General features: G+C 35.1%; 11 protein-coding genes. 1 reads left to right on the top strand and 10 read right to left on the bottom strand.

Translation table 11 applies throughout. The features are described from left to right. Positions 1–39: 39 nt before the first annotated feature. The 7 genes from gatB/aspS to J8H85_RS11280 form a co-directional block, all read right to left on the bottom strand. On the bottom strand, positions 40–3,378 hold the full coding sequence (gene gatB/aspS, locus J8H85_RS11310; protein ID WP_209655306.1) for a bifunctional amidotransferase subunit GatB/aspartate--tRNA ligase AspS: 3,339 nt from the start codon (positions 3,376–3,378) through the stop codon (positions 40–42). Further along, on the bottom strand, positions 3,378–4,778 hold the full coding sequence (locus J8H85_RS11305) for an amidase family protein (RefSeq protein WP_209655305.1): 1,401 nt from the start codon (positions 4,776–4,778) through the stop codon (positions 3,378–3,380). Before J8H85_RS11305 ends, gatB/aspS begins: the two co-directional genes overlap by 1 nt. Before the next feature lie 2 nt (positions 4,779–4,780). Then, positions 4,781–5,050, bottom strand: coding sequence for an Asp-tRNA(Asn)/Glu-tRNA(Gln) amidotransferase subunit GatC (locus J8H85_RS11300; RefSeq protein ID WP_209655304.1), 270 nt, complete (start codon positions 5,048–5,050; stop codon positions 4,781–4,783). Between the two features lie 294 nt (positions 5,051–5,344). After that, a complete protein-coding gene (locus J8H85_RS11295) occupies positions 5,345–5,980 on the bottom strand; it encodes a response regulator (RefSeq protein WP_209655303.1) in 636 nt (211 codons plus the stop codon). Continuing rightward, a complete protein-coding gene (locus tag J8H85_RS11290; RefSeq protein ID WP_209655302.1) occupies positions 5,977–7,824 on the bottom strand; it encodes a sensor histidine kinase in 1,848 nt (615 codons plus the stop codon). The genes J8H85_RS11295 and J8H85_RS11290 overlap by 4 nt, the downstream gene beginning before the upstream one ends. 41 nt (positions 7,825–7,865) lie before the next feature. Then, positions 7,866–9,074, bottom strand: coding sequence for a T9SS type A sorting domain-containing protein (locus J8H85_RS11285; RefSeq protein ID WP_209655301.1), 1,209 nt, complete (start codon positions 9,072–9,074; stop codon positions 7,866–7,868). A gap of 12 nt (positions 9,075–9,086) precedes the next feature. Beyond that, a complete protein-coding gene (locus J8H85_RS11280; RefSeq protein ID WP_209655300.1) occupies positions 9,087–10,175 on the bottom strand; it encodes a right-handed parallel beta-helix repeat-containing protein in 1,089 nt (362 codons plus the stop codon). Between the two features lie 424 nt (positions 10,176–10,599). Here J8H85_RS11280 and gyrB point away from each other — a divergent pair, with 424 nt between their 5' ends. Further along, on the top strand, positions 10,600–12,549 hold the full coding sequence (gene gyrB, locus J8H85_RS11275; protein ID WP_209655299.1) for a DNA topoisomerase (ATP-hydrolyzing) subunit B: 1,950 nt from the start codon (positions 10,600–10,602) through the stop codon (positions 12,547–12,549). A gap of 100 nt (positions 12,550–12,649) precedes the next feature. Here the strand turns inward: gyrB and J8H85_RS11270 are convergent, their stop codons facing one another. The 3 genes from J8H85_RS11270 to J8H85_RS11260 form a co-directional block, all read right to left on the bottom strand. Next, positions 12,650–13,108: a hypothetical protein gene (locus tag J8H85_RS11270; RefSeq protein ID WP_209655298.1), complete on the bottom strand. Its 459-nt coding sequence runs from the start codon at positions 13,106–13,108 to the stop codon at positions 12,650–12,652. Positions 13,109–13,351: 243 nt separating this feature from the next. Next, on the bottom strand, positions 13,352–13,930 hold the full coding sequence (locus tag J8H85_RS11265; protein ID WP_209655297.1) for a porin family protein: 579 nt from the start codon (positions 13,928–13,930) through the stop codon (positions 13,352–13,354). A 30-nt stretch (positions 13,931–13,960) separates the two neighbouring features. Further along, on the bottom strand, positions 13,961–14,728 hold the full coding sequence (locus tag J8H85_RS11260; RefSeq protein WP_209655296.1) for a zinc metalloprotease: 768 nt from the start codon (positions 14,726–14,728) through the stop codon (positions 13,961–13,963). Positions 14,729–14,792 lie beyond the last annotated feature (64 nt).

Below are 14,792 nucleotides of genomic sequence, written 5' to 3'. Positions count from 1 at the left end.
CTTTGCTTTAAAAGCAATAAAGATTAACTCAAATACACCTTATTTCTTCATAACACGTACATTCATTTCTTCAATTTTCTTGTCAGAAAGTAGGGAAGGGGCGCCAAATAATAAATCTTCGCTGGTTCCTGTTTTTGGGAATGCCATTACTTCACGTATGGATGCTTTTTTCTCTAAAATCATCATCAAACGGTCTACACCCCATGCAATACCACCGTGTGGTGGCGCGCCATAATGGAAGGCTTTATACATCGTGCCAACACTTTTTAGCATTTCTTCTTTGTTGTAGCCCATGTTTTTGTAGGTAGCTTCTAAAATTTCGGGTTTGTGTGCACGCACCGAGCCACCTCCAATTTCGTAACCGTTTAAAATTAAATCATATTGTTGGGCAATGATGCTTCCTATTTCTTCCTCTTTACCGTTCATGTGTTTTTCAATATCATACACCGCAGGCATTGAGAATGGGTTGTGGGTAAAGGTCCAGCGTCCTTCATCGGTTTTTTCAAACATCGGGAAATCAATTACCCACGCAGGGCGTAATTCCTTCGGATTGATTAAATGCAACATTTTACCAAGTTCTTGACGTACTGCATCCAATGCTTTATTGGCAGTGGTATAATCGGCCGCCGAGAAAAACACAATATCGCCTACTTGCGCATTGGTGGCTTTAATAATGCCCGCAGCGATATCTTCACCTAAAAACTTAATGATAGGCGATTGTAAATCGTTTTCATTTACAATAATATAAGCCAAACCACCTAAACCATGTTGTTGGGCAATACCTGTAAGTTTTTCAATTTGCCCTTTAGATAAACGTTTGTTGCCTTGTTCTTCAGCCGAAACCTTAATACATTTTACAATACCACCTTCTTCAATAGGTTTACTAAACACTTGGAACGTGGTATCTTTTACAATGTTGGTAATGTCTTGAAGTTTTAAACCGAAACGTAAATCGGGTCTATCACAACCGTAAAAATCCATGGCATCTTGGTAAGTAATCACTTCAAACGGACGTAATATCCATTTGTTACCATATATTTTTGTTACCACCTCATTAAACATTTTGGTGTTCAAATCGATGATTTGTTGCATGCTGGCATAAGCCATTTCGATATCCAACTGCGTAAATTCCGGTTGGCGATCACCACGAGAATCTTCATCTCTAAAACAACGTGCAATTTGGAAATACTTTTCATAACCACTTACCATCAACATTTGTTTGAATTGTTGAGGTGCTTGCGGCAAGGTGTAAAATGCACCCGGTTGTTTACGGGTAGGTACTATAAATTCGCGTGCACCTTCATCAGTTCCCGCACTTAAAATAGGTGTTTCAATTTCCAAGAAATGTTCTTCATCTAAAATATCGCGCAGAAGTTTGATCACTTTATGACGGTTAACAATCACACGACGTACATCGTCATTTCTATGGTCTAAATACTTGTATTGAAAACGGGTGTTTTCGTTGGTTTTGGTCGCACGTTTTATTTCAAAAGGTAAGGTTCTAGATAGGTTTAAAATATCCAGTTCGTTCGCTTCCAATTCTATTTTTCCAGTACGTAACGCCGTGTTATAATCGTCTTCTTTACGTTGTACGATGGTGCCTGAAACTGTTATTACAGACTCTGGTTTTAACTTCACCAATTCGTCCAAATTAGGGAACGATTCTCTACTTAAACGCACTTGGAATACTTCAGTACTCGAATCGCGTAAATCTATAAAAATCAATTCACCATGGTCGCGTACACTAGATACCCAACCTGCAAAGGTTACTTTTTCTGAAATGTTAGCTTCAGAAATACCCGAAATTAAATGCGTTCTGTATTCTTCTTTTACAATGATGGGAATTTGAGGTAATACTTCTTCATCTTTAGCTTCTTGCTTTTGACTTTTGGCTTTTGGCTTTTCATCGCTTCCGTCTTCAGTCTTCGTACTTCCGTCATTTCCCCCCGCTAACTGACTCAAAATTCCCTCACGAATTACTTTCCCCGACGCACCTTTTCCAATAATCGCAATAATTTTTCCAACTAAAATACCTGCTTTTCCTTGGTTTCCAGCTTTAATGTCGTTGGCAATCGCTTCATTTTCTGAAATAACTTTGGCGATGGCATCGTAGATTTTTTCTTCGGAAATGGTGTTGGCTTCAAAATAGCTTTTATAATCAAACGTAGCATCGGCCAACAATGATTTAATGGCATTTTGAACCAATACAACCGTTACTTTTTCTTCTTTGAAACTTTTGAAAATCTCAATAAAATCTTGAATATTTTGAATTTGGGCGTATTCCTCTGGTTTTATATTGTTTGATAAAGTTTTTGCAACAAACGAGGCATCGTTCAATTCATTATGAATCGCAACGAAGGTTTCCGAGCGTAACGAATCGGCGGTAAAGAATTTGGCATCTTGTGGTAATACGCCACCGTTTATCAAAATAGATTCTACCGCAAAAGGAAGTGTTCTGGTATCTACTTTAATGGCTTCAACAGCTTCTTTAATGTTTACAAAGGGTAAATCGGGTTCCGAAATAAAACGGTAATCGGCCTCAAATTCCTTTTTACGCATGGTTTTGGTTTGCTTTAAATCGGCATCCCATAAAACCGTGGTTTGGTCGGGTCTAAATTCTTTATGCTCTAAGAAATAGTTAAGTTGTTTTTCAACTTCTTCCTTTAAAGCGTCCACCATAAACTTAAACGAGTTTAAGTTTTTGATCTCCGTACGTGGGTTTAACGTGTAACTGTGTTTTTTACGAAGCGATACCGAAACATCCGATTTAAACTCACCTTTTTCAAGATTAGCCTCCGATATTTTTAAATTTTGAACAATACGTTGAATGTATTGTGCGTAAATAGAAGCATCTTCAATATGGCGAATGCATGGTTCGGTTACAATTTCAATTAATGGTACACCGGCTTTGTTGAAATCGACCAACGAAACCGTTTTTTCGTGCATCAATTTAGCGGCATCTTCTTCAATATGAACTTGGGTTAAATTTACCGTAAACTGACTTCCATCGTTACGGAAACAAGACACTTGACCATCAGGAATCACAGGGTTGTGAAACTGCGTAATTTGAATATTTTTCGGGTTATCGGGGTATTCGTAATGCTTTCTGTCCCAAGAAATTACTTCATTTTCAAACGATGATTTTACCGCTTTCCCAAAATAAATAGCCTTGGTAATGGCTTCTTTATTAATGGCAGGTAAAACGCCCATTTGCCCGGTACAAACCGAACAAATGTTTTGGTTTGGGGTTTCAATCTCTTGGTTTGGGCAAGAACAAAATAATTTGGTTTTGGTATTTAATCGAACGTGTGTTTCCAGTCCGATTACTAACTCTAAATCGTGTGCTTTAAGTGCTGCGTCTAATTGCTCTAATTCCATTATATCGTGTCTTTTAAGAAGTTAGCAAACTTCAAAACAAGTTCGTCGTTATTTTTAGCGGCTGTAATTTGTACGCCTGTTTCGGTGCCTTGTGGAGCGGTAAGCGTTGGCAGTTGCCCTAAGCTAAACCCAACCGTATAAGCATCGCTTAAATACATAGCGTGTGGGTCTTTTAAACTATCTCCAATTTTTGGAGGTGTACTTGGTGTAACCGGAGATAAAATTATATCAACCTCTTTAAAATCGTTTTCAAAATTTTCTGAAATAGCATCACGAAGCGCTAAACCTTTTAAATAAATTTCATCTGAAAACCCTTGAGATAATACTTGGTTACCACCCACAATACGTCGTTTGGTTTCTTCTGAAAAATTCTCTGAACGCGTTACAGCGTAAGATTCTTTAAGGTTTTTATCTTCAATGCGGTTTCCGTAGTTGCTACCATCCAATCGTGATAGGTTAGAAGCCGTTTCAGCCATTGCCAAGGTGTAATAGGTTGAAACTAAAATATCCGATTTAAAGAAATCCAACTCTTTTACTTCAATGCCTTTGGCTTTTATTTTTTCAATAGTTGCTAAAAAATCAGCTTTAATTTTTGGGTCGATCGCATCGCTTTCAACGAAATTTTTAAAATATCCGATGGTTTTAATACCGTTTGAATTTGAGATACTTGCTTCTTTAATTTCGGCGGAAGCGTATGTAGTTTGATCTTTCGCGTCTTTACCGCTCATCACATTCAACACAATACGAATATCTTCAATGGATTTAGCGATAGGTCCCACACAATCGGTAGAAGATGCGTAGGCCATCAATCCGTAGCGGGAAATACGCCCGTAAGTTGGTTTTAATCCATATACATGGTTGTAACCCGCAGGTTGGCGCACGGAACCACCGGTATCGCCTCCAATAGAAAAAACGGTGTAATCTTTGGCCACATTGACCGCGGAACCACCACTGGAACCACCACCCACTAAATCGGGGTTAATGGCGTTTTTAACAGCGCCAAAAATGGTGTTTTCACTAGAAGAACCATGACCAAAACTATCACAATTTTCTTTTACTAACGGAATAGCACCTGCATCCAATAATTTTTGAATGGCCGTGGCGGTGTAGGCCGATTTATAATTTTTAAGCAAATCTGAACTCGCCGTAGTGTAAGTACCCTGTACCATGTACACATCTTTAATACCAAACGGGATGCCTTCTAATAAACCAATGGTTTCGCCATTTGCAATTTTAGCATCTACTTTGGCGGCTAAATCTAACGCCAAGGTATCTAATAAAGTGTTTACGGTGTTGTTGGTATTGGCTTTTAATAAGTTCAGTTTTTCTTGTACCAAGCTTGTACAAGTAATTTCTTTGTTCACCAGTTGTTGGTGTATTTTGTGTATCTGAGATTCCATAATTATTCTTCTATAACTTTAGAAACCACTAAATAGCCTTTTTTCTCTTTCGGAAAATTTTCAATAATGATTTGCTTTTCCAATGCAGAACTTTCAATCACTACGTCGTCTCTTAAATCGTTTAAAGACACGTTATTATTATGATTAATATTAAAAGAATTATTATTTGTAGGTTGTGCATTTTTAATAACCTCAAATAACTTGTTCACCGCCTCACTGGGTTGTGCTCCTTTAATACTCGACAATACGTCGACTGTCATAATTTTACTCATTTCTAATAGTTTTAAATTAAAAAAAGCCTTCCACAATCGGAAGGCTTTATATATTTTTAAACAATAACCTTCCGAACCCTAAAAATTAGGATTATTGAAATTATTATTGTTGTTATTTAACATGGTTGTTTTTTTACATGCCAAATATATACAGAAATAACATATCAAGCACTATTTTTTCTTATATCCTACGCGGTATTATCAAATTAATAGAAAATTTAGATATAATTGGTTGGTTTTTATAAAATACGGGAGAGTATTGAAAATTTAGGTTTGTGTGTTTTGGGAAATTCATTAAATCAATCCTTTTTCAATAGCAACTCTAACCAATCCTGCAACATTTTTTACTTCTAATTTTTGAATAAGATTGCTACGGTGCGCTTCTACGGTTTTTGAAGTGATGAATAATAGGGTTGCAATTTCTTCGGTAGTGTGTTCTTTAATGATTAATTCTAAAACTTCTTTTTCACGTCTGGTTAATGTTGGAATGAAAAACGAGCTGTTGGTTGGTTTTCCTAATGAATCGTTAAGAAGCATGCGTTGAAGTTTTTCCGGTAGAAATAATTGGTTATTTTTTACGGCTTTTATAGCGTTGATCAACTCTGTTTTATTGGTGTTTTTTAGCAAATATCCAGAGGCGCCATTTTTAATAATTTGTTTGATGAATGAAATGTCTTCGTAATTGGACAAGGCAATAATTTTTAGCTCCTTATACGTGTCTTTAAGTTGTTTGCATAAATGAATGCCGTTGCCATCGGGTAGGTTTATATCTAATAACAAAACTTCTGGTAGTGTGGTTTGTAGGCCATCAACGGTATCATTTACACAATGGTACGTGTTGATAATTTGAATGTCTTCAACTTGTTTTAACATGGTTTTTAAACCCTCAACTACCATAATATGGTCGTCTGTTATAGCTGCAGTTATCATGTTTTTGGAATGTTGTTTAAATCTATGTTAATGGTAAAGGTAGTGCCATTTGCGTTGTGTTCTTCTTCAAGTGTTGCGTTTAAAAAAGCAATACGTGATGCAATGTTTTTCAATCCAATACCAGCGTTTTTTTGAGAACTTTCAAATCCCTTTCCGTTATCTTCAACAGTGATAAATAGGTTGTCATCATATGAATTTATTTGAACGACAGCTTCAGAAGCATCGGCGTGTTTTATGATGTTGTTAACCAGTTCTTGTATAATCCTATAAATAACAGTTTCTATGTTTTTTGATAGTTTGATGTCATTTCCAAAGTGTTGAAAATTTATTTTTATAGGATGAAAGCCCTCAAGTTTATTGCAGTAATTTTTCAGGGAAGTTATAAGTCCAAAATCATTAATGGTGGTTGGTGAAAGGTTGTGTGATATGTTTCGAACTTGGTCACATGAATAGTCAATCATATCAATCGACTTGTCGAAAAGGGTTTTGTTTTCATTTGATAATGATTCGTATTCAATGCTTGATAGATGGTATTTTATGTATGATAAATCGCCATTGATGCCATCGTGCAAATCCTGCGCTAAACGCATGCGTTCTTTTTCTTCGCCATCCATTAAGGCTTCTAATTTGGCAATTTCTTTTTGTTGTTGTAGTGTAATGATTTCTTTGTTCTTGATTTTTTGTTTCTGTATAAAGAAAAACCAAATGCCCAAAGAAAATATAATTAAACCAACACTGGCAATGAAGTAAATCTGTTTTTCCCTTTGGTTTTTAATTAAATCCAATTCTTGCTTAAGCAGTTTGTTTTCATTTTCAAAATATTTCTTGGTGATATTTTGAATGTAGCTATTGTTTATTAAGGAAATATCTTCGTTGATTCTAATTAATTTGTCTTGTGCAAAGGTTAAGTTTTTTACTTGGTTGCTTTTTTTGAAGGCTTTTATAGCTATTTCATAAAAATACGTTTGATAGGTTATATTTATCTTCTTTTCGTTTATTAAATCAAGTGCTTTTTGAAACCATAAATTTGTTTTTTCCTCATTATTAAGGTAACAATGCAGCATAAGACCGTAGTTGACCAACACAACATCAAAATAGTTACTTTTTTGGGCAGAAAGTATGCTTTTGTTTAAGTAGAGCAATGCATTTTCGGTGTCGTTTTGCTCCAAATATATCTGAGCAAACGTTTGTTCAGTATTAGGAATGCCTCTTTTGCTATGGCTTTTTTTGGCATACCAATACGCTTTTGTGTTGTAAAAAATTGCAGAGTCGGTTTGCTTAAGGTGTTGTTTTAATTGTGCTATGTTGTTGTAAATGTGTTCGTTTAAAATGGAACTTCTTAAATATGTTTTTTGAACGTTTTTTGGTTGAAAGTTTCTAGATTTCCACAAGAACTTTTCAGCTTCATTTAGCTTGTTCAATTCCATTAAATTGATTCCTTTAAAAAAATAGCCATTAGAAATGAGTAAGCTGTCCTTTAATTTATGGGCGGTTATAAGTGCTTTGTCAGCTTCATTTATAGCAAATTGATGCAACCCGTTGTAATAGAAAAGTTCAGATTGTAAGCTGTGAACAAATACCGTTGTTGTATCAACTTCTTTTAAAGAAATCAAGTTTTTGGTTTTATCTAGCCAGTTTTGAGAAGAAAAAATATCATCCTCTTCTAAAAAATATTCCGCATTCAGAAATGATTCTTTTATCTGGCATGCTTTGTTTGTGCAATTTTCAAAGCGTTTTTCATTTTCATAGACTTTATTTGAAAGCAAGGTGGCGTTTATGCTGTCATGTTGCGAAATGCTTATTTGATAGCATAACAAAAAGCCTATGAATGTAAAATATTTCATTCTAAATAATATGAATGGTTATTTAAATGTAATTAATTTATTTACTTCTTTATTATTTTTTTTGAAATGCTGCCGCCATGTGTTTTAATTTGAAGTAAGTATAGTCCTGTTGGTAATTTAGAAAGGTTGAGTTGCTCCATATTTTTTGAAGTTTCTAGAATTACCCGACCACTCATATCAACCAATTGTATGTGTTCAATCGTGTTGTTTTGAATTGATAGATGCAAAATATTTTCAACGGGGTTTGGATATATTTTAAAGTCTTTAAATGCCGTTTCCTCGTTTGAAAGCGTAGTGCTAAATTCTGGTTTTCCATATAAACTCCACGTGCCATTACTATTTTGAACACGAATGTGTAAAATATGGTCGCCCTCTGATAAATTATTAGGAATAGGGATGTTTAACGTTTCATCAACCGTGGCACCTTCAGTTAAGGCTATGGCAGTTGCGTTTCCAACACCTGGGTCGGTATCAATAAAAAACTCAGCGGCAACAATAGTATTATTGCTAATTTGGGCCGATTTATAAAACACTTGTCTTCCGTATAAGCTCCATTGGTTAAAATTGTTTTTAACCCGAATGTGCAAGATATGAATACCAGTGCTTACCGAATTCAAAGGAATTGTAAATGTGTTGTTTAAGCTTATACCGTTGGAGATGCTTAAAGGTTCTGCGTTGCCAACTCCAGGGTCTGTGTCAAAAAAATATTCAGCTTCTGTGATGGTATTGTTTAAAACCGATGAAAAGTTGGCGATGTAAAACGTTTGGCGTGCATACAAACTCCATTGGTTTGCATTGTTTTTAGTTCTGATATGTAATAAATGAATGCCAGAACTAACAGAATTTAAAGGAATTGCAAACGTGTTGTTTAAACTTGTACCGTTGGAGATGCTTAAAGGTTCTGCATTGCCAATTCCCGGGTCGGTATCAAAAAAATATTCGACTGCGGTTACGGTATTATCTAAAACAGATGAAAAATTTGCAATATAAAAAGTTTGGCGTGCATAAAAACTCCATTTGTTTAAATTGTTTTTGGTTCGCATGTGTAAAATGTGAATGCCAGAAGGTAAACTATTGATTGGCATTGAAACAGTCTCATTTAAATTAGCTGAATTTGAAACATCAACCACTGTGGCATTTCCAATACCTGGGTCGGTATCAAAAAAGTATTCTATATCGGTAATTGTATTTTGCGAATTAACAATGAAGCTAATAAAAAGCAAAACACAGCCTATAAGTTTAGATTTCATATCCGTATGTTTTTAATTTTCAACATTGGCATTCGCTTTAAAAACAACTTCTAGGTTTCCACCGGCTTCAACAACGGCATTGTTGATGTTTATGCTGGTTGGGTAAGGCAAATCAAAAGGGTAGCCTTTCATTTGAAATAAAAATCCTTGTCCGTAAATACCCAAATCAGACCCGTCACTTCCTGAGGCAATGGCTGGAGAACCTACCTGTAATTTATAACTTTTGGTGTATGCAAAATCAGGATTGGTAGGAGTGCCAATATTAACAAACTGCGGATTGGTATTGTTTAAATTAGTGGTGCCGTTTAAAGCTGAAATGGATTGTCCGCCATAATCAAAAGTTAAGCAATTTTGAAAGTTAATAGTGCTGTTGTTCGTGTTGATGGATGATATCACAGCAGCAGCTCCTAAAACAAACATATTGTTGTTAACCGTTGGGTTGTTGCAGTTGTTGAAGAAAGTATTGGTGGCACCATTAAAATTCATAATAAACAAATTGTTCGAAACAGTGTCAGAGGCTACTAAGCTATTCAAAACAGCGAGTGTTGGACTTGTATTGGATATAGTGTTGAAAATGTTGTGGGAAATAATGTTATTGGCATGTGATGGCGTGTTGAAAATGATGGAATACGCAGAAGTCGTATTGAAAACATTTCCCTGTATAATAAAGTTATAGACTTGGTAAAAATTTAAATTATTGATTCTATTATTCTGTATAAGTATGTTGCTAAAGGCTGCTTCATTGCCATCTTGAATGACACCAATTTCCAAACCTGAAATGGTTGAATTTGAAGAGCTGGTGGCTTCTGTGGTATTTCTAGATAGGGTTATAGACTGCATAGATGCATGATCACCATTGGCAAGTTCAGGACTGTGCCCAATACCTCTCAAGTGTATTGTTTTTTTAATTGATAATACTCCGTACGAATTTGGTGAAGGGTGAACATAGATGAAATCTCCAGATTGAGCCGCATCATGCGCTGCTTGCACAGAACTGAATTGTGCGGTGGTTCCTGGGCGGTTATCAACAGTCCAAGTGGTTTGTGCAATTAAAGTTGCACTACATAGTAAAAAAGTAAAGTTTAAAATAATTGTTTTCATGATTAATAGCGTTTAAAAGTTATAATGCTAAATTACTTTTCGAGAATACGTTTTTTTTAAGGGAAAAACATAGAAATTAAAGCTTAGGGAAAACCCTAATAAATTTACTTTTAAAGTGTTTTGTAGGTGAAATATTCTATTTATCAAATCATTAAAAACCCAAAAATTTAAGTTTTAAGGCACTTTGTGTTTTTGTGGATTTTAAAAGCGAAAAAACCAATCCAAAATCAATTTTAAGGCGCTTTTTAGGCAATTTAAGACACTTTTGAGTAATTAACAAATGTTGATAATTATATAAATGAGTCGATGAAATGCTTTTTAAAAGGCTGATATTTTTGTATATTTGTTTGTATTCAGAAGGATGCAAAAAGGCATCTTTTTTTATGCGGTAAAACTTAGAAATTAAACAATATTAAATTATAATATGAGCGAAGCAAAAGAAGAATTTAATAAGCACAATTATTCTGCCGATAGTATTCAGGCATTAGAAGGTATGGAACACGTGCGTATGCGTCCATCCATGTATATTGGTGATGTTGGCGTACGTGGTTTGCACCATTTGGTATATGAGGTTGTAGATAACTCCATTGATGAGGCACTTGCAGGACATTGTAATAACATTACAGTAATTATTAATGAAGACAACTCGATTACTACCGAAGATGATGGACGTGGTATTCCTGTAGATTTACATAAAAAAGAAGGCGTTTCTGCTCTCGAGGTTGTAATGACTAAAATTGGAGCAGGAGGTAAGTTTGATAAAGATTCGTATAAAGTATCTGGTGGTTTGCACGGTGTTGGTGTAAGCTGTGTGAACGCTTTATCTGAGCATTTACGCGCTACCGTTTATAGAGATGGAAAAATTTACGAGCAAGAATACGAGCGCGGAAAAGCTTTGTATCCTGTAAAACAAATTGGAGAAACCGATAAAAGAGGTACTACTGTTACTTTTAAGCCAGATGCTACTATTTTTACTCAAACACTGGAATATAGTTACGATACTTTAGCAAGCAGATTGCGTGAGTTGGCTTATTTAAATAAAGGAATTACCATTCATTTAGTTGATAAAAGAACCAAAAAAGATGATGGTACTTTTGAAGGTGAAACGTTTCATTCAGAAGAAGGTTTAAAAGAATTTATCAAGTTTTTAGATGGAAACAGAGAACCTTTAATGAAAGATGTTATTGCGTTTGAAGGTGAGAAAAACGGCGTGCCTGTTGAGGTGGCCATGGTTTACAACACATCATATGCCGAAAATTTACATTCGTATGTAAACAATATTAATACACACGAAGGAGGAACGCATTTGTCTGGTTTCCGTAGAGGTTTAACTATGACTTTAAAAAAGTATGCGGATGATTCAGGCTTATTGAAAAACCTAAAATTCGAAATTGCTGGTGATGATTTTCGTGAAGGTTTAACAGCCATTATTTCGGTAAAAGTACAAGAGCCACAGTTTGAAGGACAGACGAAAACCAAACTAGGAAACCGTGAGGTATCTGCCTCGGTAAGTCAGGCAGTATCTGAAATGTTGACCGATTATTTAGAAGAACATCCAGACGATGCTAAAATAATAGTTCAAAAAGTAATTTTAGCAGCACAAGCACGTCATGCAGCTCAAAAAGCGCGTGATATGGTACAGCGTAAAAGCGTAATGAGCCTTGGTGGTTTACCAGGTAAATTAAGTGATTGCTCAGAACAAGACCCTACAAAATGTGAAGTGTTTCTTGTAGAGGGAGATTCGGCAGGTGGAACAGCAAAACAAGGTCGCGACAGAAATTTTCAAGCTATTTTACCACTAAGAGGTAAAATTTTGAATGTTGAAAAAGCAATGACCCACAAGGTTTTTGAAAACGAAGAGATAAAAAATATTTTTACGGCTTTAGGTGTTACTATTGGAACTGAAGAAGATAGTAAAGCTTTAAACCTTTCAAAATTACGTTACCACAAAATTGTGATTATGTGTGATGCTGATATTGATGGTAGCCACATTGCCACTTTAATATTAACCTTCTTCTTTAGGTACATGAAAGAATTGATTGAGGCAGGACATATCTACATAGCAACACCGCCTTTATATCTTGTTAAAAAAGGAAACAAAAAAGAGTACGCTTGGAGTGATAAAGAGCGCGACCGTATTGCTGAGGAATTTGGAGGTAGTGTAAACATCCAACGTTATAAAGGTCTTGGAGAAATGAACGCAGAACAACTATGGGATACTACCATGAATCCGGAGTTTAGAACCATGCGTTTGGTACAAATAGATAATGGTACGGAAGCTGATAGAATCTTCTCGATGTTAATGGGCGATGAAGTACCACCTCGTAGAGAGTTTATTGAAAAGAATGCCGTTTATGCTAAAATTGATGCATAAAAAAGTTTCGGTTAACAAAAATAGGCTGTCTAAATTTTAGACAGCCTATTTTTTTTGGGAAATAATTGGGGCAAAAAAGGTATAATTTAAGATGAGGTAATTAGAACAACCCTAATCTTACACTTGGTGTGCTAACTCTAACATTTGTACTCATAGAGCTTCTGTTTCTAGGGTATCTTTCATAATGGTATCCATCATATCTGTAATAATAAAATGATGCATGATGATAGTAATAATCACTATGGTGGCAATGGTGGTTGCAGTCTTCATAATGATTGGCGTAGGCGTCTTTTTTACCTTTCATGTAGGCTTTGTAGGCTTTTTTATCATTTTTTTTCAAGTTCTCTTCGTAGCTTTTTTGATCTTCCCAAAAACTTTCTTCTTCAGCCTTGGTTTTTGCACTAAATTGTTGTTCAAATTTAGCATCTTCTTCAGCTCTTTTTTGATAATATGATTCTTTATCAATGGAGGTCTTATTTGATATTTCAGTATCCTGTGCGTTCGCTAAATATGAAATATTTAATACTATAAGAAATACTATTGGTTTTATCGATTTCATAATTTTTATTTTAATGTTTTATTAACTCGTTTTCATTAATAAGACAACTCAAATACTTTTTACCCTACTTAATTTTAAATCTTCTGTAAAAAATTCTTGAATACTGTCAGTTTTAGCGCATACGAAAACGTTCATAATTTGATTTTCTATGCATTTCGACTGCGCTCAATGCGACAAAATAATTCATTATTGACTTTTAAGACAATCAATAGGAATTGTTAAAGATGATTTTCTTTTTAACAACTAAAAATCAAACCCAATATAAAATTGCCAAACACGGTTTTTAGGATTTCCTTCATCATAAATGCTTCCTTTTCCTAAATGGTATCGAGCACCTAATGTAATACCAGATTCGGTTTTAAAACCAGCACCAAAGTTTATACCCCAATCAAAACTTTCAGGATCGAATTCTTGTGAGGTGTCAAATAAACCAAAATTACTATCAAACTCTTCCTTGTGAGAGACTGCTAAACCAACTTGTGGGCCTGCTTCTAAAAAGAAGGCTTCATCTGGATATATTTTTAGCATCAAAGGAAGGTTGATGTAATCTAGCTTTTGGGTGAATGTTCCGCTGTTATCCTTTAACTCATACCCTTGTTGCGAGTAAAGCAATTCTACTTGTAGTACCACACTTTCTGATAAAAATGATTCGCCATAAAAACCAATATGAAAGGAATGTCTTTGTCCGGTTTCGGTTTCACCATCAAAACTTACAGCAGCCAAATTGTAACCGCCTTTAAGTCCTGTATTCGATTTAAGGGTTTGCGCATTGGAAGAGAATGCAATAGTTGCAATGAATAAGATTTTAAAAATTGTTTTCATTTTTGATAATTTGTTTTGGTTATACATTAGTTATTTGCCGCCATTTGCCTGTAAATCGGCAATACATTGGGCGTCTAGTTGAGGTGCTGAATTCGATCCCATTAAGTTGCTTAATCCAGAGCCACTTTCGGCAGCCCAATACATAAGGCAACTTTCAACATTACAATGTTTAGCATGTTCGGTATCTTCATGATTATCAACCATAGCTGCCCCTAAATTTGTAAGCCCTAAAATATGCCCAAATTCATGGGTTATTACCGTAGTTTCTAAAACATTTCGGTTTGGTTCAAATGGGCTGTTACTTAAATCTTGAATGGTAGCTTCGTAAATTACAAACGATGTATTTCTATATGCTGTTCCTAATACAATATTGGTATCGGTATTGCTGGCAGATTCACCATCGGCAAAAAATGCCCACACAGCTATTTGATTGTTTGTGTTGTATTTAGTTCTGTTTGCGTCTTCTATGTCAATTATTTCTTGGTTGGAATAAGGGGCGTTTCCCGGAGAAGCAATGGCTCTTTTTTCAACGGTAATACCGTTTGGTTTAAAAGTTCTGGCATTTAAAAAATTTAAAAAATTATTGATGCTATTTTGACTAGGCTCAAAACCTTCAACGTAAACCAATTCAATTATCATACTTTTAAAGATGTTGTCTGAAAGTAAATCGTTTGAAGAACTTCCAGTCCCTTTTTGGTTTGCTGATTTTGTGTTTTCATTTTTGGTTTCGGTAGGATCTTCTTTTGAACAAGAAACTAAAAAACCAAGAACCAATAGCATTGTTATTATTTTTTTCATCTTTTATTTTTTTTAAAAACGACTGTTGGACAAACCAACAGCCGTTTCACCATAAACATAATTG

The organism is Mariniflexile gromovii (assembly GCF_017814435.1).
Taxonomy (GTDB): Bacteria; Bacteroidota; Bacteroidia; order Flavobacteriales; family Flavobacteriaceae; genus Mariniflexile; species Mariniflexile gromovii.
Note: the sequence above shows the minus strand (reverse complement) of the source record. Positions and strands in the feature narration are given on the sequence as shown.